We start from the raw sequence: 21,401 nt of genomic DNA, 5'->3' as shown, positions 1-21,401 counted from the left end.
CAAACCAATCCAAAAGGAAATTCAGATGACACCTGAAGTCGCCTCTGTCGAAGCCCGCAAAATTTGTAATCTGGCGCCGGTTGTGCCTGTGTTGGTTGTCGAAGACGCAAGCACCGCCGCCGATCTGGCGCGCGCGCTGGTCGCTGGCGGGCTGCCAGCACTAGAGGTCACGCTGCGCACCGCATCCGCGTTGGATGTGATCCGCGAAATGTCCCAAGTCGAAGGCGGCGTTGTGGGCGCGGGGACTTTGTTGACGGTAGAAGACGTTGAAAAAGCCAAAGAAGCGGGCGCAAAATTTGGCGTGGCGCCAGGGGCGACTGACAAACTGCTGGACGCCTGCGAAGCCAACGACCTGCCGCTATTGCCGGGGGCTGCGACTGCATCCGAAGTCATGCGCCTGCTAGAGCGCGGCTATACCGTTCAAAAGTTTTTCCCAGCCGAGGCAAACGGCGGAGCGCCAGCGTTGAAAGCCATTGGCGCGCCACTGCCTCAGGTCAATTTCTGCCCGACTGGCGGCATTTCGATGAAAAACGTTGGCGATTACCTGTCGCTGTCCAATGTTCTGTGCTGTGGCGGATCATGGGTCGCGCCAAAGGATTTGGTGAACGCCGGCGATTGGGCGGGCATCGAAGCACTTGCAAAAGAAGCCGCCGCGCTGCCGCGCTAAGGCTGAGACGGTTTAAAAGTGGCAAAGCCCGAAGCGTTGCTTCGGGCTTTGTTCGTTCTGGTGGCGCCTGCGGCGGGCAGGGGCATAGCCGCCAAATGGGCCTGCGGCCATTTTCCCCCATCACGTCCAGTTTTCTGCGTTCTTGCGGATAGCTGCGATACGTTCAGGTGATTTTGGATGGCTAAGGAGCCACGCGGGTGTGCCATTGGCACGGCCCCCTGTGAGTTGATCCAGTTTTTGGAATAGGGTGATCTGGGCGTCGGCACCGATCCCCGATTTCATAAGGAGCGCTGTGGCGTAGGCGTCGGCTTCGAATTCGTCTTTGCGCGACAGACGCGCAGCCAGCAACGCAATGACGGCATTGGCGATCCATGGCCCGATGATCGGGACAAACCGCCCGATAAAGGTCATCAGGATCACGCGCAGGGCGTTTTGACTGCTGAAATCGATCATCCTACGGCGGGAATGACCCAAAGCAACATGGCCCATTTCATGCGCAATAACGGTTGCAAGTTCGGCCGCAGAGACCTCGCCCGCCTGAAGTTTGCGCAAAAAACCACGCGTGATAAAGATGCGCCCGTCGGGGGCCGCGAGCCCGTTAATCTGGTCGACTTCGTACACGAAAACGCGAATGCGGGGCAGGTCCAAAGCCTGCGCAAGTTGACGGAGCACGGGCTGCAATTTCGGTTCGACCAGTTCGGTGGACCGTTCATTCAGTTCCTTTTTCAGACGCCACGCCGAAAAATGCCACATGGCAAGTCCGTAAAGCAGGATCAGAATAAAGGGCAGAAATTTGATCATGGTGCAGATATGGGGCCGCAATCAGCGGCAGGCAAGTTTACGGGCCAACTTTGGTTTCTGATAGTTTTTTGCGTAGCCAAAGGCCCAGGACAAGCGCAACACCGCCCGCTGCCAAAAGCCCTGAGATGTCAGAGGCATAGCTGGCAACCGTTGCAAGCTGATCGGAAAATACGAACCCAAGGCTAAGGTACAATGTCACCCAAACGATTTCGCCAGCCGAGCCCCAAGCGGTGAATTTGCCGCGGTGCATTTCAACAGCGCCGCCCGCGAAATTGGCATAGGGGCCCAAAGGGCTAAGGGCCCAGCGGGTCAGAAATACGCCAATTCCGCCGTGGCGGTCGGTTAACTCTTGCGCTTGGTTAAATAGTTTCGACCTTTTGGGATCGTTATGAATGACGGTGTGTAACCGGCGTCCACCATGTTTCCCGATCATAAATCCCGCCTGATCGCCCAGAACAGCGCCCGAAAGGGCAGCGGGCCAAACATAGGCGAGCATCAGATCACCCGTTGCGATGAACGCGCCTGCCGTCATCATGACCAGCGACGCAGGGATCGGCACGGCGATACAGGACAGGAAATTCACGACGAACAACAAAGGCGCCCCCCAAAGCGCCATTTGCAACAACAGCCAATCAGTCATTGCGGTGGCTTTGCATGGCTAGGAAACCAATGACTTCGGTCAGGACGGTTTCAACGGGGACGCCGCGCATTTTGGCGATGTCATCAAAGGTGGGGCGACCTTTGGGGCGTTCGGTCAGACCGACCGCTTCGGCGACATCGCGGGCATCAACATGCCAGCTGTTCGCGATGTAATTGGGCGTCATCCAAGGGGCAGGGGTGACAAAGCGGTCTTTGGGCGGGCCAATAAACAACAGATCAACCAGCATCCATATAAACACCGCAGCCGCGATGCCGAAGACCGACGACACGATGGGATGCGCACGGATAACTGTGAATAATCGGGTCATCTGCCTAATGCCTTCATGCCGCGATCAATGCCGTCCAAAGTCATGGGGACCATCCTATCAGCGCCAAATATCTGTTGGATCATGGATATGGATTGCGTGAATTTCCAGAGCCGTTCCGGCACAGGATTGATCCACAAATGGTTCGGCCACTGGTCGCGCGCGCGCTCTAGCCAGATTTGTCCTGCCTCTTCGTTCCAGTGTTCATTGGCGCCGCCGCGGTAGGCAATTTCATAGGGCGACATCGATGCGTCACCAACAAAAATACATTTGTAATCAGACCCGTAGCTGCGCAAAATGTCCCAAGTCGGGGTTTGGTCGTTCCAGCGGCGTTTGTTGTCGCGCCAGACGCCTTCGTATAGGCAATTGTGGAAATAGAAATGTTCCAGATATTTGAATTCCGCGCGGGCGGCGGAAAACAATTCTTCGACGACTTTGATATGGGGATCCATTGACCCGCCGATATCTAAAAACAGCAGAACTTTGACCGCATTGCGCCGTTCGGGGCGGGTTTTCACATCCAGATACCCGTGTTCCGCCGTCGATCGAATGGTCCCATCCAGATCCAATTCATCTGCGGCCCCGTCACGCGCCCAGCGGCGCAACCGTTTCAGTGCGACTTTGATATTGCGGGTGCCCAGTTCGACGCTGTCGTCCAGATTGCGAAATTCGCGTTTGTCCCAAACCTTGGTGGCGCGTTGGTGGCGGCTTTCTTTTTGGCCGATGCGGACGCCTTCGGGGTTGTAGCCATAAGCGCCAAAGGGCGACGTGCCGCCCGTGCCGATCCATTTGGATCCGCCCTGATGGCGACCTTTTTGTTCTTCCAAACGTTTTTTCAACGTTTCCATCAGCTTTTCGAACCCACCCAAGGCTTCGATTTCTTGCTTTTCTTCGTCGGATAGCAGTTTTTCCGACATTTTGCGCAGCCAATCGGCAGGCAGATCGACGGCTTCGATCACTTGATCGACCGATATATTTTCCAGCCCCGAAAACGTCGCCGAAAAGGCACGGTCGAATTTATCTAGATTGCGTTCGTCTTTGACCATCGACACGCGGGCCAAATAGTAGAACCCATCGATATCATAGGTCACCAACCCCGCGCGCATCCCGTCCAGAAACGATAGGTATTCGCGCAAGGAAACAGGCACGCCCGATTTCCGAAGGTTTTCGAAAAACGGCAAAAACATCTGTTAAGGACGATAGCTGCGGTCGATGCCGATCATGATGAACAGGCTGATCGCGCCCAAAATCAACGCCCAAACAGCCGCCCATTGTAGAATGTCCAACGTGTTGCCGTTTTTGCGTTTGGCCATGAATGCCCCGAAAATAGCGCCAATTAGGATGCCAAGTACGGGAATGATCATGTCGCTTTCTCCTTAGCGGGGATCGAGCGCAGCTACCTCTTGCAGTCTGGCCCGAACATTTTGTTCTGAGCCAAATCCATATCGTGCCCACGCCAAACTGTCCATGCGCACAGACTGCGCTTCTTCGGCGCGGCCTAAATGCTCTAACGCTTCGGCTTTGAACATCAGGAGGGTGGCCAGCAGGGCTGCATTTTCATGGGCGGCCGCGATCGGAATTGCCTCTTCGGCGCGGGCCAGAGTTTCGATGTAATTCCCGGACGATAGCGAAAACGCAGCAAGTTGCAGCGCAACATGCGCCGTTTGCAGGCGGGTTTCGTTGCTGGCGCGATAGGCGCGGTCGGCGGCGTTAAAGGCCGCGCGGGCCAGATCGTCATCGCGGCCAACTTGCAGACGGCCAAAGACGAAGTTCGCAAATCCATGCCGCGCGTCGTTCCAACGGTGGGAAATCGACAGGTTCAGCGCATTTTCTGCAGCATTTCGGCGTTGACCTGCGTTGTTCTGGGACTGCAGCGCGGTTTCGATCTGTTCAATCCAATCCCGCGTCGTTGCGTTCAGCGGTCGGCCTGTCATGCGTTCGCCAGCCGGATTTAACCGTGCCAAAATGGCAGGTAGTCGGGCCGCGACCTCGCCTCGGGTCATCCCGTTTTGCAGTTCCGGCGCGTAATAGGTGCGCAGCATCAGCATGTCGAAACTGGTCAGAACCGAATGCATGTTGTCGTCATTAAAGACGGAATCGGGCAGGCGATATAGGTCGTTCAATGGGCCCAATGCCTGAGCAAGCTCTTCGTGTAGGCAGTCGCGAATTTCTTGGGGGGCGACATCGGCGGGAACGAAAATCGCGGCTGTGTCGCGGCGTTCCAGCGTGGTCCAATCGGTTTGCGGGGTGCGGCGGTGTGCCTTGTATTCGGCCCAGCTGCTGACGCGCGGGACGACGAAACAGGCAACATTGCGTGCCGTGCTTTGTAATTCGGCCTGAGGGATCGCTTCGATCGTGATCGACGCGTTTGGCGCGCCTGTCAGGTAGATGTCCAATCCCGCTTCGGATTGTAGCCGCGTTATCAACGCGCGCAGATCGGAAACTAATAATGTACTTGGGGTACCGGTTAGGCGAACGCTGATCGGGCCTTCGAAACGGGTGAACAACGGAACGTTTCGGCCGCTTTCCAAACGAAAGGTCAGGTCCAGAAAATCATTCAGCAATTCGCTGTTTGGCCGCGTTGGCAAAGATACGTTGTTGCTGGCAAACGTGCGCATCGGCGGAAGATGGTTTTCCATGCTGATGGCGCGGCTAGGTTCGTTGTATTGTGGAACTGGTGTGCAGGCCGTGACGGCCGTGACAGCACATAATTTCAATGCACGCATTAACAGATCACCCCATAGTTTTCATGGGCATCCAAATCCGCGGCCGCACCATTTAAGGGTGCGCTATGTACTTCGGTCATACGTCCAGATGCGCCCGCAATATGGTGCGGGACGGGACATGGACGGCACTGGACCGGCATTTTTGCCTTGGTCAACTCGCTCTCCTTGGTTACCCGACTCCAACCTGCCAAGGGAGTGGGGCCGCGTTTGGGTGGAACTGGGGTATTCCCAAGGCACCTTGCACGCGGCATGCCAAGTTAAGGGCGTAAAGTTTTCACAAATCACCTGTTTTTAGGCCAATTGCGGCACAAAGCGGGGCAACCGTGACCAGTTTACCCCACCGAGTTGTGTTCCGCTTACAGGCTGCACCTAAATATAGTTAACGGTCCCGACGTGCCATAAAGGCCAGTCGTTCAAAAAGATGCACATCCTGTTCATTTTTCAAAAGCGCACCGTGCAATTTCGGCAGAGCGTTCGCGCCGTCTTTGCGCAAATCTTCGGGGCTTAGGTCTTCGGCCAATAGCAGTTTGAGCCAATCCAGAACCTCGGACGTGGACGGTTTCTTTTTCAGACCCGGGGTTTCGCGGATTTCATAGAATCGGGTCAACGCTGTGGTCAAAAGTTCAGGTTTGATTCCCTTATGGTGGACTTCGACGATTTGTCGCAGTGTGTCCGCATCGGGGAAATTGATGTAGTGGAAAAAACATCTGCGCAAAAATGCGTCGGGCAGTTCTTTTTCGTTGTTTGATGTGATGATTACAATCGGGCGCTGTTCTGCGCGGATGGTCTGTCCGGTCTCGTAGACGTGGAACTCCATCTTATCCAATTCCTGTAGCAGGTCATTGGGGAATTCGATGTCCGCTTTGTCGATTTCATCGATCAACAGAACCAGTCGTTCGTCGGATTCAAACGCCTGCCAAAGTTTGCCTTTTTTGATGTAGTTCGCAACATCGTTGACCTTTTCGTCGCCTAATTGGCTGTCCCGCAAACGACTTACGGCGTCGTATTCATACAGGCCTTGCTGCGCTTTGGTTGTTGATTTGATATTCCATTCAATCATCCGCAAACCCAAAGAGTTCGCGACCTGACGGGCCAATTCGGTTTTCCCTGTGCCTGGTTCGCCTTTGACCAAGAGTGGTCGTTGCAGCGTGACCGCCGCATTCACGGCAACCTTTAGATCATCGCTGGCGACATAGGTGTCTGTGCCTGTAAATTGCATGTCTTCACTTTGTGTTTGTATCGTCAAGTAACCATATCATGACGATAAAGCCCTGCAAATATTGATCGATTGGCGAAATTCGGACGTGACACGCGCGGATTGAGAGAGTAAAGGAAGCCACGAGGAAAGGGAGTGGCTAATGGCCGAACAACCCAATGTGACGGCCAGTAGTTCGACTAAAGGTAACGAGATGAAGGCCGAGATTTTTCTACCGGATGACTACCGTCCCGCCGAGGACGAACCGTTCATGAACGACCAGCAGCTGGAATATTTCCGCCGCAAGCTGATCGCATGGAAAGCTGAAATTGTCGAAGAAAGCCGCGACACTATTGAGGGCATGAAGGAAAGCACTCGCAATATCCCTGATATTGCTGACCGTGCGTCCGAAGAGACCGATCGCGCGCTGGAACTGCGCACACGTGACCGCGAACGTAAACTGGTTTCCAAAATCGAAGCCGCCCTGCGCCGCATCGATAATGGCGAATACGGTTATTGCGAAATGACAGGCGAGCCAATCAGCCTGAAACGTCTGGATGCACGTCCGATCGCAACCATGACGCTAGAAGCGCAAGAACGTCACGAACGTCGCGAAAAAGTTCACCGCGACGACTAAGACATGTTGACCACCGGCGCCAATTCCAGCCGGAGGGTCGCGATTATCGGGGGCGGTATCGCGGGTCTCGCGGCCGCCCTTTCGTTTGCCCGCACGGGCGCGGATGTTCAGGTTTATGAACAAGCGCCCGAAATTACCGAAGTCGGTGCGGGTCTGCAAATCACGCCCAATGGCGCGTCCGTTCTGGCGGCGCTGGGGTTAGACGGCGCACCCCGCAGCATTATGGCCCAATCGCTGTGGCCGATGGACGGCCTGTCGGGGCGTGTTCTGGGCCGTTTTGATCTGCAGGCCGGGCAGGGGCATCCCTATCGTTTTTATCACCGCGCTGATCTTTTGGATCTGATCCATCAGGGTTGCATCGACGCAAATGTGGCTGTTCACACGGGCCATAAGGCGACGCAGATCAGCGAAAATTCTGTTACTTTTCAAAATGGTCACACGGTCAAGGCTGATTTGATTATCGGCGCCGATGGATTGCATTCCGTCGTCCGTCCGTTGCTGAACGGTACCGATCAGCCGCTTTTCACAGGCCAAGTGGCGTGGCGCGCGATTGTGCCTGCCAAAGATGCCGAACCGGTTGCACGGATATGGATGGCGCCCAAAAAACACGTCGTGACCTATCCGTTAAAAGGCGGGCGGCTCAATATCGTGGCTGTGCGCGAACAATCACAATGGGCCGCCGAAGGTTGGCACCATGCCGACACGCCGCATTCTTTGCGGTCGGCCTTTGCTGATTGCGCGCCAGAGCTGCGCGATATTTTAGCGCGTGTGGATGACGTGCGTTTGTGGGGGTTGTTCCGACATCCCGTGGCGTCTGTTTGGCACAAAGATGCGATGGCGATTTTGGGGGATGCCGCCCATCCCACGCTGCCGTTTTTGGCCCAAGGCGCTAATTTGGCGTTAGAGGACGCCTATGCACTGGCCCAATTCACCAACGACTCGGATGATTTGAACGCGGCCCTGTCAGCCTATCAACTGGCGCGTCAGCCGCGTGTGACACGCGCGATCAATGCGGCGAACGCAAATGCGGTGAATTACCATCTGGATGGCATCAAACGGATCGCGGGACAGGCCGCCATTCAGGCAATCGCGCGCACAGCACCGCAGTTGTTTTTGCGGCGCTTTGATTGGCTTTATCGTTATGATGTAGGGGCTTAGAGGTCGATCTCTAACCAAACCGGGACGTGGTCGGATGGTTTTTCTTTGGCCCGTTCGTCACGCTGAATATAGCAATCCACCATCAGGTCCGCACATTGCGGCGAAAGCAAGAAATGGTCGATGCGGATGCCGTCGTCGCGGTTCCATGCACCTGCCTGATAATCCCAGAATGAATAGTGACCTGCGCCTTGGGTGCGGGCGCGGAACGCTTCGGTGAAGCCAAGGTTCAGGATTTTGCGGAACGCTTCGCGGCTTTCTGGACGGAACAATGCATCTTCGCGCCACGCATCGGGGCGTTTGGCGTCTTCGGCTTGGGGGATGATGTTGTAATCGCCCGCCATCAGCGCAGGCATTTCATCGGCCAGCAGATCCTGGGCGCGCTTATGCAGGCGGTCCATCCACGCCAGTTTGTAATCGTATTTCGGACCAGGGGCAGGGTTGCCGTTTGGCAGGTACAGGCCGCACACACGCACCGCGCCTTTGTCACCGATCACGGTCGCTTCGATCCAGCGGGCCTGTTCGTCACTGTCGTCACCGGGCAGGCCGCGGGTGATATCCTCTAGCGGCAGTTTCGACAGGATCGCGACCCCGTTAAAGCTTTTCTGGCCATGGGTTTCGACGCGATATCCCAAATCTTCGAAATGTTCGCGCGGGAAATTTTCGTCGACCGATTTGATTTCCTGCAGCAACGCAACGTCTGGCTGGCTGTCTTGCAACCATTCGGTCAGGCGTTCAAATCGCGCTTTGATACCGTTGATGTTGAACGTTGCGATTTTCATGGGGCGCCTCCGGTTTGTTGCCCCTGTTTTGCCGCGTGCACGGCGTCAGGACAACCCGAAACTAAAGGCGCCAACCGATCACATGGAAAACGATGTGCCGCAGCCGCAGGACGATGCGGCGTTCGGGTTTTCAATGGCGAAACGTGCGCCGATCAGTTCTTCGGTGAAATCGATGGTCGCGCCTGCCAGAAAAGGCATCGATGTGGGGTCGATGATGACCTTTTCACCGGCACCTTCGAAAATCACATCATCGTCAGCGGGGGTATCCAGATCGATATTGTACTGAAAACCGGAACATCCACCGCCCTCAACCGCGATCCGCAGCGCTTTGCCTTGGGCGGCCGCACCGATTTCAGACAGACGTTCAAACGCCCGATTGGTCACATTTGGTGGTAAATTCAGCATTTTAAGGCCTATGAGTTGATCCTTGCATTCAATATAATACCATTAGGCAAACACAACAAGGCAAGGCAGGTAACATGGGCGCGCCATTTGCGACCGATCCATCGCGGTCCCGCGGTAGATTATACCCCGAAGAAGAAAGCCATTTTCGTTCCCCATTTCAGCGGGATCGTGATCGTATTATCCACGCAAGCAGCTTTCGTCGTTTAAAACATAAAACCCAAGTTTTCATCGAACACGAAGGCGATTATTTCCGCACGCGCCTGACCCATTCGATCGAAGTCGCGCAGGTCGCGCGGACTTTGGCGAACACCATCGGTTTGAACCAAGAATTGGCCGAAGCCATCGCGCTGGCCCATGATTTGGGGCACCCTCCGTTCGGTCACACGGGCGAAGATGCGCTGCATGAACTGATGGCGCCTTATGGCGGGTTTGACCACAACGCGCAGGCCATTCGGATCGTGACCAATCTGGAACGGCACTATGCCGATTTTGACGGGCTGAATCTGACGTGGGAAACGTTGGAAGGCATCGCAAAACACAACGGCCCCGTAACGGGGGATATCCCTTGGGCGTTGCGCGATTATGTGGCGAAACATGATCTGGAATTGCACACTCACGCCAGCGCCGAAGCGCAGGTTGCGGCATTGGCGGACGACATCGCCTATAACAACCATGATTTGCATGACGGTCTGCGCGCCGAATTGTTCAGCACGGACGAATTGGCGGACCTGCCGATCTTGCATGATTGCTGGGCCGAGGTGGATAAAAAATACCCCGGTCTGAATTATTACCGCCGCCGCCACGAGGCGCTGCGCCGGTTCTTTGGCATTCTGGTCGAAGATGTCATTGCGGTCACAACTGAAAATCTGCGCGATCTAAACCCCCAATCGGTCGAGGACGTCCGCGAGGCGGGCCGCATGATGGTGCAGTTCTCTCCGGCGCTTTGGGCTGATTTAAAAGTGATCCGTAAGTTCTTGTTTACACGCATGTATCGCCACCCCAGCGTGGTCGAGATGCGCAAACATGTGACGGGCGCGGTCAAAGATCTGTTCCCGATTTTCATGGCCGATCCCAGCCACCTGCCCAAACAGTGGCGCAAAGACCTGGCCGAGGTAAAGACCGAAGTCGACCTTGCCCGAATTGTTTGTGACTACATATCGGGAATGACCGACAGGTTCGCGATCCAAGAACACGCGCGCCTGACAGGATCAGATATTATCGAACGAACAAGGGTTACAAATGTCGGTTGAATCTGCTGCGGGCGCATTGTCGCCAGTGATGGCGTTTGCGCTGGTGGGCGCGTTGGGTGTGGGATCGCAGTGGGTCGCGTGGCGTCTGCGGATGCCTGCGATCGTGTTGATGTTGCTGGCGGGGATCATCGTCGGCCCCGTGTTGGGCGTCTTTGATCCGCAGCGGGACATCGGCAATCTGTTATCGCCCATGATCGCGATCGCCGTGGCGATCATCCTGTTCGAAGGCGGCCTGACGCTGAATTTCCATTCGCTGTCTGATGCGGCTGCGGGCGTGCGGCGGTTGGTGTTTATCGGCGCCCCGCTGGGGTGGTTGTCGTCGACGCTTGCGCTGCACTATGGCGCTGGGATCGGCTGGGAAACAGCGGCGGTGTTCGGCGGCATCATGATTGTGACGGGCCCAACCGTAATTGCGCCGCTGTTGCGGCAGGCCCGTTTGGCGAAACGCCCTGCGAACCTTTTGCAATGGGAAGCGATTTTGAACGACCCTATCGGCGCTTTGGCTGCTGTTTTGGCGTTCGAAGTCGTCATGGTGCGCAATACCGCGACCAACGCTGGCACGGCCACGATGGATTTTATTGTCGGTATCGGTGTTGCAACGGTATTGGGTTTGGTCGCCGGCTATGGCATCGCGCGCGCATTCAAACGTGCCTATGTGCCTGAATATATGAAAGTTCCGGTCCTGTTTACGGTGCTATTGCTGACCTTTGCTTTGGCCGACTCTGTTCTGCACGAAAGCGGGCTTTTGGCCGTGACGATCATGGGTATCTGGATCGCGAACGCGAATTTGCCCAGCTACACCGAATTGCGCCGTTTCAAAGAACACGCAACGGTCCTGCTGGTGTCGGGCGTCTTTATCCTGCTGGCCGCAAATCTGGAATTTGCCGCGCTGGCACGTTTGGATTGGCATGCCGCGCTGTTTGTCGGTTTGGTGATTTTGGTCGCGCGTCCCGCGACCGTTCTGATTTCGCTGATCGGTGTTGATATACCATTCAAAGAAAAACTGTTGGTCGCCATTACGGGTCCGCGCGGCGTTGTTCTGGTGGCTGTTGCGGGGCTGTTTGGGGAACGACTGGCGGCAATCGGTGTCGAAGACGGCGCTTTGGTCGGTCCGTTGGCGTTTGTTCTGGTCGCAGCGACCGTGGTTCTGCACGGTTTCACGTTGGCGCCTGTGGCGCGCTGGTTGGGGCTGACGGGGGCAGGGGTGCCAGGCGTTATCGTCGTTGGTGGTTCGACCTGGTCCACAGCATTGGCCGAAGCATTGAAAAAGGCATCGGTGCCCGTTGTTGTGACCGATCCAAACCACGCCAAATTGCGCACAGCGCGGTCTGCGGGCGTGCCGACATTTACTGGCGACATTCTGTCTGAAGCGGCAGAGGATCGTTTGGAATTTGTCAGCTACGGCACTGTCGTCGCGGCAACGGATAATGATGCGTATAACACGCTCGTTGCGACGGACCTTGCGCCTGAATTTGGGCGGGATCGTGTGTATCAGTTGGTGCGGGAAAAATCCGACAGCGCGCGGCACAGTTTGCCTGCGACGCTGGGTGGCAAACATTTCGGCGACGGCAAAACTCTGCATGAATTGCGGGACCTGATGCGCAAAGGATGGTTGTTCCGCGTCACGCGCCTGACCGAAGAATTCACATTTGCAGATTGGCGCGAAAAACGCCCGAATGCGGTGATCTATGCCTTTGTGAATGCATCGGGTGATATTCGTTTCGTCCGCAATGATGATCAGGTCAAACCGGGACCGGATGTGCAGATCATTTCGATGCTGCCACCCGGAAGTCTGGAAAGCGAGGCCGCCAAAGTGTCGCCGAACTTACCCGACGATTTGACCCCGTAGTCTGCGGTATCTGGGTAAAAACAACCCCGCCACAATCAGGACGACTAACGAATAAGCGCCCAAAGTGGATAGATAATTCAGGTCTGGATATGTCGCTGACGTATCCAGATCGAACCGCATTCCGCCTTGGCGTCCGATGAGGATCAGTGGCACATAGGTCAGCAAAAATGCCAATGCGATGGCCGAGGCATGGATCCATTCCAATCCGCGGTCAAAGGTTTTGTTTTGCCATTCGGACCATGCGCTGAAAAATGCGAAAACCAACAGCCCATGCTGCGCCAGATGTTTGTTGGCGATGTAGAAATAGCTATCCGACAGCAGTTGTTCATCGGTCATTGTCGATAGCAGGTCAAACGCCAAACCAGCCAACAGAACAATACTCACGCCGATTGTCAGGTACGGTTGATCCACGCGGTGCGGGTCAACTAATACAATTGCCAAAATGGCCAGCAAAACGACCTCTGGCATGATGAACAATGACAGCCCGATTTCGGAATGCGTTTTGAGGTAGAAAAACGAATAAAGCGCAAACGTACACAGCGTCAGCGCCATCATCAGCGCCGACCCGATCTGGTAGGCCGCCGAAATGCACAACGTCGATGCGCAGGCTAACAAGATCAGCGTCAACGCGGTCACTTGCAGGTATTCTTCGCTTAGGATGATTTGATACCATGTCTGGGGGGCATCGGCGTGATGGTGATGAACGATCAGGCTGATTTCGGGAATAAATGTTGGCGCGATGTCGTGGCCAAACGACCAGATCGCGATCAACATTTGCAAAATGCCCAGACCAAACGCAATACCGCCCCAGATATGGGCGACGCGCGCGTCTTTTTCGCGGGCGACGAATGCCAAAAATGACGCGACAAAGAAAAACAGACCGGTGCCAAATCCGCCGTGCAGATGCACCAGCGATTCATACAGTGCCTGCGGGTTGCCGCGGCTTAGAAACATCAGGGCAGGCGACACGGCAGGATCGACCAATTCGCCGCGCATAAAAAGCGACAAAAGGCCCATCACACAGCCTATTGAGAAGATGATAACAATGTTCAACTTAACCATGTTCTGACCTTTACCGTTTCGCTTGAATAAAACAACCTACCTGAAAGCATCGCGCAGCTGCCCGTTGACCTTTGGATTGGCCGTGTTAAACCCAGCCCGAACCCGAGAAAGACGATGAAATGAACCTGTTTTCCGATATTCGCGCATTGGTCATTGACTGCCTGACCGCAATGACAGCCGATGGGCAGCTGCCTGAGGGCCTAGATTTTTCCAACGTAGCGGTTGAACCGCCCCGCGATGCTTTGCATGGCGATATGGCAACCAACGCTGCGATGGTTTTGGCCAAACCTGCAAAGTCCAAGCCACGTGATATCGCGGATGCGCTGGCTGCGCGTTTGATCGCCGATGAACGTGTCGACTCGGCTGATGTTGCTGGCCCCGGTTTTTTGAACATGCGTCTGGCCGCAAATGTTTGGCCGCAGATCGTGAAAACAGCGCTGACCGACACGACCTATGGTCAGTCGGACATGGGCAATGGGATCAAAGTCAACGTTGAATATGTTTCGGCAAACCCAACGGGTCCGATGCACGTGGGCCACACCCGCGGTGCGGTATTCGGTGACGCGCTGGCGTCGCTGCTGGATTACGCGGGCTATGATGTCACGCGCGAATACTACATCAACGATGCAGGTGCGCAGGTGGACGTGCTGGCGCGTTCCGCGTTCGAACGGTATCGCGAAGCCAACGGTCTGGAACCTGTCATCGCCGAAGGTCTGTACCCAGGTGACTATCTGATCCCAGTGGGCCAAGCGCTGAAAGAAAAATACGGCGACAGCCTGATCGATCAGCCAGAATCGGAATGGCTGGCCGATATCCGCGAATTCGCGACCGCCGCGATGATGGATATGATCCGCGACGATCTGGCGATGCTGGGCGTGAAAATGGACGTATTCAGCAGCGAAAAGGCGCTGTACGGCACAGGCCAGATTGAAAACGCGATCGAACGTCTAGAGGCCCAAGGCCTGATCTACGAAGGCGTGTTGGAACCACCCAAAGGCAAAGTGCCCGAAGATTGGGAACCACGCGAACAGACCCTGTTCAAATCGACAGAATATGGCGATGACGTTGACCGCCCTGTGAAAAAATCGGACGGCGCATGGACCTATTTCGCGCCTGACGTTGCCTATCACTATGACAAAGTGGACCGTGGTTTCGATCAGCTGATCGACATCTTTGGTGCGGACCACGGCGGGTACGTCAAACGTATGAAAGCCGCCGTTTCCGCTCTGTCGAACAACAAAGTGCCATTGGACATCAAACTGATCCAGTTGGTGAAGCTGTTCAAAAATGGTGAACCGTTCAAAATGTCCAAACGTGCGGGCACCTTTGTGACCTTGCGCGATGTGGTTGAACAGGCGGGCGCTGATGTGACCCGTTTCCACATGCTGACCCGTAAAAACGACGCGCCTTTGGATTTCGATTTCGACAAAGTGTTGGAACAGTCCAAAGACAACCCTGTGTTCTACGTGCAATATGCATCGGCCCGTGTGCATTCCGTTCTGCGCAAAGCAGCAGAGCAGGGGATCGACGTATCGGACGCGGCCCTGAACGCCGCTGACCTGACCAAAGCGTCATCGGAATCCGAAATCGCGGTTGTGAAAAAACTGGCGGAATGGCCTCGTTTGGTTGAAATCGCCGCCAAAGGCCACGAACCGCACCGCATTTCGTTCTACCTGTACGAATTGGCGTCGGAATTGCATGGCCTATGGAACAAGGGGAACGATGATCTGTCGCTGCGTTTCATCCAAGAGGGTGATGTTGCAACAAGTCAGTCGAAAATCGCTTTGATCAAGGCCGTGGCGGTTGTCATATCGCACGGTTTGGGTATCTTGGGCGTGAAACCGGCAACAGAGATGCGCTAAAGCATCCATTTCGCCGGGCTCGAGCAGGCAACGAATTGAGGGACGCGGGCGCGCAAGCACCGCGGCATAGGCGAAATGGCAGCGTATTCTGATGTGCGCGCTCCGCATCATGCGGAGCGAAAGCTGAACACCGGTAAACTGGTCAATATCGTGGGCGCGTGCGTGTCCTTGGCGGTTGTGGCCAGTGTTGGCGTTTGGGGCTACAAATTGGTCATGCGGGACGTCACGGGCGTCCCCGTTGTCCGCGCAATGGAAGGCGCAATGCGCCAAGCGCCCAGTAACCCAGGAGGCGAAATCGCACCAAATCTGGGCCTATCGGTTAATGATGTGGCCGCTTTGGGCGGCGCCACTGCCCCCGAAGCCGCCGAAGAGGTGTTGCTAGCGCCGCAAACGGCGGCTTTGCCTGCCGAAGATTTGGCCGTTATGCCAACCGCCGAAGCTGGCGAGGTGATGGCCCAAGGCGTTGCCGCTGCATTGGAAAAAGCAGCAGAGCCCGAGCCCGAGCCGGTCGCCGCTGAAATCGCGGATCCTGCCGCGCCGATGACGGCCGAAGACATTTTGAAAATGGCGGACAATATCGCAGCCGGCGTTGATCCTTTGACCAATGTCGAAGCCGCCGATGTGCCGCCCGTCCAAACGTCGATCAACGGCGTTTCGACCGACTTTATAGCAGATATCATTCCAGCGTCGGTACCGGGCGTGGCTGAATCGCCCCGTCCGACGGTTCGCCCTGCAAATCTGGTTGTCGCGAAATCAACGACCAGTGTGGCCGCGCCTGCCGCTGCGCCTGTTGCCTCTGGTCGCACTGTGGAACAGGCGTTGGCCGCGTCCGAAAGTCTGCCATTGGGCACGAATCTGGTCCAAATCGGGGCCTATGACAGCGCTCAGGTCGCTCAAAGCGAATGGGCCCGTTTTAACGCACAGTTTCCTGATTATATGTCGGGGAAAACCCACGTGATCCAACGCGCTGAACGCGGTGGTCGCGTGTTCTATCGTCTACGCGCTGTGAATTTTGACGACCTGTCGGATACGCGCCGTTTCTGTGCGGCTTTGTTGGCCGAAGGCGTGGATTGCGTGCCTGTGGTGCTGCAATAAATGGCGGGTGCCTTTATCTTTGCGCCTTTAGGGGCGCAGGTTTCAACGTGGGAAAAATCGTTTTTTAGGGATGCAGACCCCTATGGGTTCATCCTATTCGCACGGAACGTTGAAACACCCGATCAACTGCGCGCCCTGTGTCGCGATTTGCGCGAAACGGTTGGGCGCGATGCACCGATTCTGATCGATCAAGAAGGCGGCCGCGTTCAACGCCTGACCGCGCCACATTGGCGCCAGTGGATGCCGCCATTGGAATTGGCCCGATTGGCCAAGGATCCCGAACGCGCGTTTTATCTACGCTATCGGATCATCGCACATGAATTACGTTCGGTCGGGATCGACGTGAATTGCGCGCCGACCTGTGACATTGCGCAGCCCGACACGCATCCCTTTTTGAAAAACCGCTGTATGGGTGAAACACCGACCGAGGTTGCCGCGAACGCGCGCGCATCGATCACAGGCCATTTGGACGGCGGCGTCTTGCCCGTGATCAAACACATGCCGGGTCATGGCCGCGGCAAGGTCGATAGCCATTTGGGCCTGCCTGTGGCCGATGTTGCGCTGGATGTGGCACAGGATTGGGATTTTGCGCCGTTTCGGGCGGTGAATGATGTCCCAATGGGGATGAGCGCCCATATCGTTTACCCTGATCTAGGGACCGCGCCAGCCACGCAAAATGCCGATCTGATTAATCTGATCCGCGATGATATCGGGTTTAATGGTCTACTCATGACCGATGATATCTCGATGGAGGCGCTAGACGGACCCGTCGAACATCGGGCCGACCTGTCGATCAAGGCAGGGTGTGACGTTGTTTTGCATTGCAACGGCAAATCAGATGAAATGCAGGCGATCGCAGCGACTTGTGGTGCGATGTCGTCAGAGGCGGCTTTGCGGGGCGAAAAGGCGCTGAAATACCGCCAGACGCCCGAAATGATTGACATACAGGCATTAGAGGCCGAATTTGGGACGCTGATAGCGTAAGGACCTGAATGGCCGAACAAACACAATTATTCAACGATCAGAAAATGAGCGTTTCAGAGCGGGTCGCCGCCGAAGCGTTGGTCGTTGACGTGGGTTCGTTCGAAGGCCCATTGGACCTGCTGCTGTCGCTGGCGCGCACGCAAAAGGTGGACCTTTTGCAGATTTCCATGGTCGCCCTAGCTGAACAATATTTGGCGTTCGTTGAAAAAGCCAAACAGTTGCGGTTGGAACTGGCAGCGGATTATCTGGTTATGGCGGCGTGGCTGGCGTTTTTGAAGTCGCGCCTTTTGTTGCCGCCCGACCCGACCGAAGACGGCCCATCGGGCGAAGAATTGGCCGCGCACCTGGCATTCCAGCTAGAGCGATTAGAGGCTATGCGGAATGCCGCAGCAAACCTGATGGCCCGCGATCAAAAAGGCCGCGATTTTTTCGTCCGCGGCGTGCCAGAAGGTTTCGAACGCGTCCGCAAGGTGCGCTATACCGCGACACTGCTGGATTTGATGCAAGGCTACGCGCGCATTCGGACAAAGGACGAATTTCGCCCATTTGTGATGGACCGCGAACATGTCGATACGATGGAACGTGCGCTGGAACGTATGCGCCCTTTGATCGGGTTTGCGCGGGACTGGACCGATTTGGTGATGTATATGCCAGACGGCTGGCAGGGCGACGCAATGCGGACCCGCTCGGCAACTGCTGCGACCTTTGCTGCGTCATTGGAATTGGCGAAAGAGGGCAAGATTGAATTGCGTCAGGGGGAAACCTTTGCACCCATTCAAATCAGGCGAAAGGCTGTAAAAGATGATTGATGACACCGAAGCCACAGACCTGACGCCCGACGAAAGCGAACAGGAAACCAGCCTGTTTGACGCGCCCCATATGGCCGAACAGGAACGCATGGTCGAAGCGATCTTATTCGCCAGCACCGAACCTGTGACGATCCGCGAATTGGAAAAACGTATGCCGCATGGATGCAATCCTGCGCAGGCGGTGGCCATGTTGGCTCGCAGATACGAAGGACGCGGTGTGCGTTTGAATAAAATCGGGGACGCTTGGGCGCTGCGCACCGCGCCGGACCTAAGTTATCTGTTGCAAAAAGAAACGGTCGAGGTGCGTAAACTGTCCCGCGCTGCGATCGAAACGCTGGCGATCATCGCCTATCATCAGCCCATTACCCGCGCCGAGATCGAAGAAATTCGCGGCGTGTCCGTGTCGCGCGGAACGATTGACCAACTGATTGAAATGGAATGGATCCGTTTTGGTCGGCGCAAGATGACGCCGGGCCGCCCTGTGACCTTTGTTGTGACCCAAGAGTTTCTGGATCACTTTGGTCTGGAAAGCGCCCGCGATCTACCAGGGCTTAAAGAACTGCGTGCGGCGGGTTTGCTGGACAACCGACCGCCGCCGGGTGCAGGGCAGGTTGATGATCGTGACCCAGAAGACGATGATGAAGATGACGAACAGGCCGACCTGTTCATTGAGGAATAAATCATGGATGCAGAACGACTCATTCGATTGCTGATCCGTACGCTAGGTAAACGCGGTGTACGCCGCGCGATCCAAAACCGCGTCACGGGCAATAAAACCGAAACGCCGGAACAGCGCCAAAATGCGCAGCAGGTCAATCACAACATGATGCGTGCATCCCGCGCGTTTCGGACGATCCGCCGCATGATGAAAATGCGCTAGTCAATTGCGCGGGGCTGGTCGCCCCGCATTCCATTTCAGCGCGCCTAGCTGCCACCGTTAGGAGGCGCGGAAATGTTTGGAAAGCTTGAGGCCTTGGCCCTGATAGTTGGATTTGATTTCGCGGCCGTAGAGTTGATCGGGCAGCCTTTCCATTTGTTCGTACACCAAACGCCCAACTACCTGACCGTGTTCCAGAACAAACGGTGCTTCGTGGCAGCGGACCTCTAGCACACCGCGTGATCCTTGACCGCCTGCTTCGGCATGGCCGAAACCGGGGTCAAAGAACCCAGCATAGTGAACGCGAAATTCACCGACCATCGCCAGATAGGGCGCCATTTCAGCCGCTTGCATGGGCGGGATGGTGACGGCTTCACGACTGACAAGGATATAGAACGCACCGGGGTCTAGGATAATTTGGCGATCTTTGGTGTGGATTTCTTCCCAATAATCGGCTGGGTCGTAATGGTTAAGGTTGTCCAGATCGATCACCCCGGTATGTGGTTTGGCCCGATACCCGACCAATGTTCCATTTTCAGGCGACAGATCGACCGAAAACCCTAGTCCTTCGTCAATAACGGGGATGCCATTGACCAATGGTGTTTCTGCGTTCAGCGCGCGCAATTCGTCGTCTGTCAAAACCGCGTGGCCCGAGCGGAACCGGATTTGGTTCAGACGCATTCCTGGGCGGACCAGAACCGAAAAGGATCGTGGGCAAATTTCAGCGTAAAGCGGACCCGTGTAGCCCGGTGCGATGCGATCGAATTCAACGCCGCCATCGGTGATGGTGCGGGTCAACAAATCCAAACGACCTGTCGATGATTTCGCGTTTGCGACGGCTTGGACTTCTGTTGGCAGTGCCAGCGATTCCATCAGCGGCACGACGTAAACGCAGCCCTTTTCCAGCACGGCGCCATTCGTCAGGTCCACGCGGTGCATTTCGAATTCTTCTAGGCGATCGGCGACCGTCCTGCCTTCGCCCGATAGGAACGACGCGCGGACGCGGTAGGCAACGGTGCCCAACCGCAGGTCCAGACTGGCGGGTTGAATTTGGCCTGTGACATATGGATCGGTCGCGGTAATTGCGCCGTCGTCAATCAGCTGTTGAATTCGTTGGCTGGGTAGAACGCCGGTCATCGATCCCTCCGATACAAAAACGCCCGCCCAGATTGCGGGCGGGCGGTTTTTAGTGGTCGGGCTAGCAGGACTCGAACCTGCGACCTTCCGTCCCCCAGACGGACGCGCTACCAGGCTGCGCTATAGCCCGACGTGGTGGCCTAAATACCCGATTTGCACACAAGGGCAAGAGGGCAAAGCATCGAAAACGATAGGTTTTCCGAATTAGACCGTTTACGTGATTAGTCGCGCAACATGCGCCCGTGCAGCTCCGCCAGTTTTGCTGCTATGGGCGCGATTTTTGCTGCGCGTGCGGCGAGTTTATCGACCGATACCGTGGCCAAGGTTTGCAGAACCATCGGGCGATCAGCGGACGGTGCCGGTTTGGCCGTGGGCAGTTGAACGACGTTTGATGCAGGTTCAAACCCGAACAAATCGCCCATGGCTGCGGGTTCGTCATCGATCGGCGCATTCGCCGCGGGGCTTTTCATCACCGTTTCGATCACTGTGTCATCGTTTTTCACGGGCAATTTTTCCACCGGTTCGGGGGCAGGGGCTGTGATCGATGCACCAAATGATGCCACATGTTTCGCGCCCTTTTCCTTGATCAGGGTTTGAACGGCTTTGATGGTCATCCCGTCTGAATGGAGCAACTGTTTGATACCGCCCAGCAATTCCATGTCTTGCGGACGGTAATAACGGCGTCCTCCCGCACGTTTCACCGGTTTGATCTGGGAAAATTTGGTTTCCCAAAACCGTAAAACATGTGCGGGCGTGTCCAGCCAATCGGACACCTCGCTAATTGTGCGAAAGGCGTCACGGGATTTCTTCATCAGGTTAGCCTTTGTTACCTGCCGCAACGCGGTCTTTCATCAGGTGGCTTGGCCGGAAGGTCAGCACCCGACGTGGAGAGATTGGAACCTCTTCACCGGTTTTGGGGTTACGGCCAACGCGTGCGGCCTTTTCGCGGACGGAAAACGTACCGAAAGAGCTGATCTTAACGGTTTCCCCATCAACCAGCGCGTCCGAGATATGTTCCAACACGCTTTCGACCAAATCGGCGCTGTCGTTACGGGACAGACCGACTTCGGTGTGAACAGCTTCGGCTAGGTCCATACGGGTTAAAGTTTTTTCAGACATCTCATCCCCCTGAGCTAATTACCA

General features: G+C 55.8%; 24 protein-coding genes and 1 tRNA gene. 11 read left to right on the top strand and 14 right to left on the bottom strand.

Features of this window, described 5'->3' with window-relative positions; all coding sequences use genetic code 11:
- Positions 1-25 precede the first annotated feature (25 nt).
- Positions 26-667, top strand: a complete 642-nt coding sequence (gene eda / locus ACXAGA_RS10645) for a bifunctional 4-hydroxy-2-oxoglutarate aldolase/2-dehydro-3-deoxy-phosphogluconate aldolase (RefSeq protein ID WP_475117455.1) — start codon at positions 26-28, stop codon at positions 665-667.
- 120 nt (positions 668-787) lie between these two features.
- On the opposite strand, the gene ACXAGA_RS10640 is transcribed toward eda, so the two are convergent.
- From ACXAGA_RS10640 to ACXAGA_RS10610, 7 genes are all read right to left on the bottom strand, one after another.
- Positions 788-1,468, bottom strand: a complete 681-nt coding sequence (locus tag ACXAGA_RS10640) for a M48 family metallopeptidase (RefSeq protein WP_475117454.1) — start codon at positions 1,466-1,468, stop codon at positions 788-790.
- A gap of 37 nt (positions 1,469-1,505) precedes the next feature.
- Complete coding sequence (locus ACXAGA_RS10635) at positions 1,506-2,108, bottom strand: DedA family protein (protein WP_475117453.1); 603 nt, start codon at positions 2,106-2,108, stop codon at positions 1,506-1,508.
- Positions 2,101-2,436: a hypothetical protein gene (locus tag ACXAGA_RS10630; protein ID WP_475117452.1), complete on the bottom strand. Its 336-nt coding sequence runs from the start codon at positions 2,434-2,436 to the stop codon at positions 2,101-2,103. The genes ACXAGA_RS10635 and ACXAGA_RS10630 overlap by 8 nt, the downstream gene beginning before the upstream one ends.
- A complete protein-coding gene (locus ACXAGA_RS10625; protein WP_475117451.1) occupies positions 2,433-3,620 on the bottom strand; it encodes a vWA domain-containing protein in 1,188 nt (395 codons plus the stop codon). Before ACXAGA_RS10625 ends, ACXAGA_RS10630 begins: the two co-directional genes overlap by 4 nt.
- A gap of 3 nt (positions 3,621-3,623) precedes the next feature.
- Positions 3,624-3,797, bottom strand: a complete 174-nt coding sequence (locus ACXAGA_RS10620) for a hypothetical protein (RefSeq protein WP_475117450.1) — start codon at positions 3,795-3,797, stop codon at positions 3,624-3,626.
- A 12-nt stretch (positions 3,798-3,809) separates the two neighbouring features.
- Positions 3,810-5,159 (bottom strand): DUF2927 domain-containing protein, encoded by a 1,350-nt coding sequence (locus ACXAGA_RS10615; protein ID WP_475117449.1) that lies wholly within the window; start codon positions 5,157-5,159, stop codon positions 3,810-3,812.
- Between the two features lie 379 nt (positions 5,160-5,538).
- Positions 5,539-6,378: an AAA family ATPase gene (locus ACXAGA_RS10610; protein ID WP_475117448.1), complete on the bottom strand. Its 840-nt coding sequence runs from the start codon at positions 6,376-6,378 to the stop codon at positions 5,539-5,541.
- Positions 6,379-6,568: 190 nt separating this feature from the next.
- Here ACXAGA_RS10610 and dksA point away from each other — a divergent pair, with 190 nt between their 5' ends.
- Together dksA and ACXAGA_RS10600 are read left to right on the top strand one after the other, a co-directional pair.
- Entirely contained in the window at positions 6,569-6,991 is a 423-nt protein-coding gene (gene dksA, locus ACXAGA_RS10605) for an RNA polymerase-binding protein DksA (RefSeq protein ID WP_475117649.1), read from the top strand.
- Positions 6,992-6,994: 3 nt separating this feature from the next.
- Entirely contained in the window at positions 6,995-8,149 is a 1,155-nt protein-coding gene (locus ACXAGA_RS10600) for an FAD-dependent monooxygenase (RefSeq protein ID WP_475117447.1), read from the top strand.
- Here the strand turns inward: ACXAGA_RS10600 and xth are convergent.
- Both xth and ACXAGA_RS10590 read right to left on the bottom strand, forming a co-directional pair.
- Complete coding sequence (gene xth / locus ACXAGA_RS10595) at positions 8,146-8,928, bottom strand: exodeoxyribonuclease III (RefSeq protein ID WP_475117446.1); 783 nt, start codon at positions 8,926-8,928, stop codon at positions 8,146-8,148. The two genes, ACXAGA_RS10600 and xth, sit on opposite strands and share 4 nt — an antisense overlap.
- A 78-nt stretch (positions 8,929-9,006) precedes the next feature.
- Positions 9,007-9,330, bottom strand: coding sequence for a HesB/IscA family protein (locus tag ACXAGA_RS10590; protein ID WP_086450683.1), 324 nt, complete (start codon positions 9,328-9,330; stop codon positions 9,007-9,009).
- Between the two features lie 77 nt (positions 9,331-9,407).
- On the opposite strand from ACXAGA_RS10590, the gene ACXAGA_RS10585 reads away from it, so the two are divergent.
- On the top strand, positions 9,408-10,583 hold the full coding sequence (locus tag ACXAGA_RS10585) for a deoxyguanosinetriphosphate triphosphohydrolase (RefSeq protein ID WP_475117445.1): 1,176 nt from the start codon (positions 9,408-9,410) through the stop codon (positions 10,581-10,583).
- Positions 10,573-12,432: a cation:proton antiporter gene (locus ACXAGA_RS10580; RefSeq protein ID WP_475117444.1), complete on the top strand. Its 1,860-nt coding sequence runs from the start codon at positions 10,573-10,575 to the stop codon at positions 12,430-12,432. Before ACXAGA_RS10585 ends, ACXAGA_RS10580 begins: the two co-directional genes overlap by 11 nt.
- Here ACXAGA_RS10580 and ACXAGA_RS10575 read toward each other — a convergent pair.
- Positions 12,409-13,494: a hypothetical protein gene (locus ACXAGA_RS10575; protein WP_475117443.1), complete on the bottom strand. Its 1,086-nt coding sequence runs from the start codon at positions 13,492-13,494 to the stop codon at positions 12,409-12,411. The two genes, ACXAGA_RS10580 and ACXAGA_RS10575, sit on opposite strands and share 24 nt — an antisense overlap.
- A 119-nt stretch (positions 13,495-13,613) precedes the next feature.
- Here ACXAGA_RS10575 and argS point away from each other — a divergent pair, with 119 nt between their 5' ends.
- The 6 genes from argS (at position 13,614) to ACXAGA_RS10545 (ending at position 19,124) form a co-directional block, all read left to right on the top strand.
- Complete coding sequence (gene argS, locus ACXAGA_RS10570; protein ID WP_475117442.1) at positions 13,614-15,356, top strand: arginine--tRNA ligase; 1,743 nt, start codon at positions 13,614-13,616, stop codon at positions 15,354-15,356.
- 75 nt (positions 15,357-15,431) lie between these two features.
- Positions 15,432-16,451, top strand: coding sequence for an SPOR domain-containing protein (locus ACXAGA_RS10565; RefSeq protein WP_475117441.1), 1,020 nt, complete (start codon positions 15,432-15,434; stop codon positions 16,449-16,451).
- Positions 16,452-17,435: a glycoside hydrolase family 3 N-terminal domain-containing protein gene (locus ACXAGA_RS10560; RefSeq protein WP_475117440.1), complete on the top strand. Its 984-nt coding sequence runs from the start codon at positions 16,452-16,454 to the stop codon at positions 17,433-17,435. It begins immediately after the preceding gene.
- 8 nt (positions 17,436-17,443) lie between these two features.
- Positions 17,444-18,244 (top strand): segregation and condensation protein A, encoded by an 801-nt coding sequence (locus ACXAGA_RS10555; RefSeq protein WP_475117439.1) that lies wholly within the window; start codon positions 17,444-17,446, stop codon positions 18,242-18,244.
- Positions 18,237-18,923 (top strand): SMC-Scp complex subunit ScpB, encoded by a 687-nt coding sequence (scpB, locus tag ACXAGA_RS10550; protein WP_475117438.1) that lies wholly within the window; start codon positions 18,237-18,239, stop codon positions 18,921-18,923. The genes ACXAGA_RS10555 and scpB overlap by 8 nt, the downstream gene beginning before the upstream one ends.
- A 3-nt stretch (positions 18,924-18,926) precedes the next feature.
- Positions 18,927-19,124, top strand: coding sequence for a hypothetical protein (locus ACXAGA_RS10545; RefSeq protein WP_475117437.1), 198 nt, complete (start codon positions 18,927-18,929; stop codon positions 19,122-19,124).
- A gap of 57 nt (positions 19,125-19,181) precedes the next feature.
- Here the strand turns inward: ACXAGA_RS10545 and ACXAGA_RS10540 are convergent, their stop codons facing one another.
- From ACXAGA_RS10540 to ihfA, 4 genes are all read right to left on the bottom strand, one after another.
- Positions 19,182-20,258, bottom strand: coding sequence for a 2'-deoxycytidine 5'-triphosphate deaminase (locus ACXAGA_RS10540; RefSeq protein WP_475117436.1), 1,077 nt, complete (start codon positions 20,256-20,258; stop codon positions 19,182-19,184).
- A 53-nt stretch (positions 20,259-20,311) separates the two neighbouring features.
- Positions 20,312-20,388: transfer RNA gene (locus ACXAGA_RS10535), tRNA-Pro, on the bottom strand.
- A gap of 91 nt (positions 20,389-20,479) precedes the next feature.
- Positions 20,480-21,070 carry a MerR family transcriptional regulator gene (locus ACXAGA_RS10530; protein WP_475117435.1) on the bottom strand — a complete coding sequence of 197 codons (591 nt, stop codon included), beginning with the start codon at positions 21,068-21,070 and terminating at the stop codon, positions 20,480-20,482.
- Between the two features lie 4 nt (positions 21,071-21,074).
- A complete protein-coding gene (gene ihfA / locus ACXAGA_RS10525; protein ID WP_475117434.1) occupies positions 21,075-21,377 on the bottom strand; it encodes an integration host factor subunit alpha in 303 nt (100 codons plus the stop codon).
- Between the last annotated feature and the right edge of the window lie 24 nt (positions 21,378-21,401).

The organism is Marivivens sp. ABH4_498 (assembly GCF_056160585.1).
Note: the sequence above shows the minus strand (reverse complement) of the source record. Positions and strands in the feature narration are given on the sequence as shown.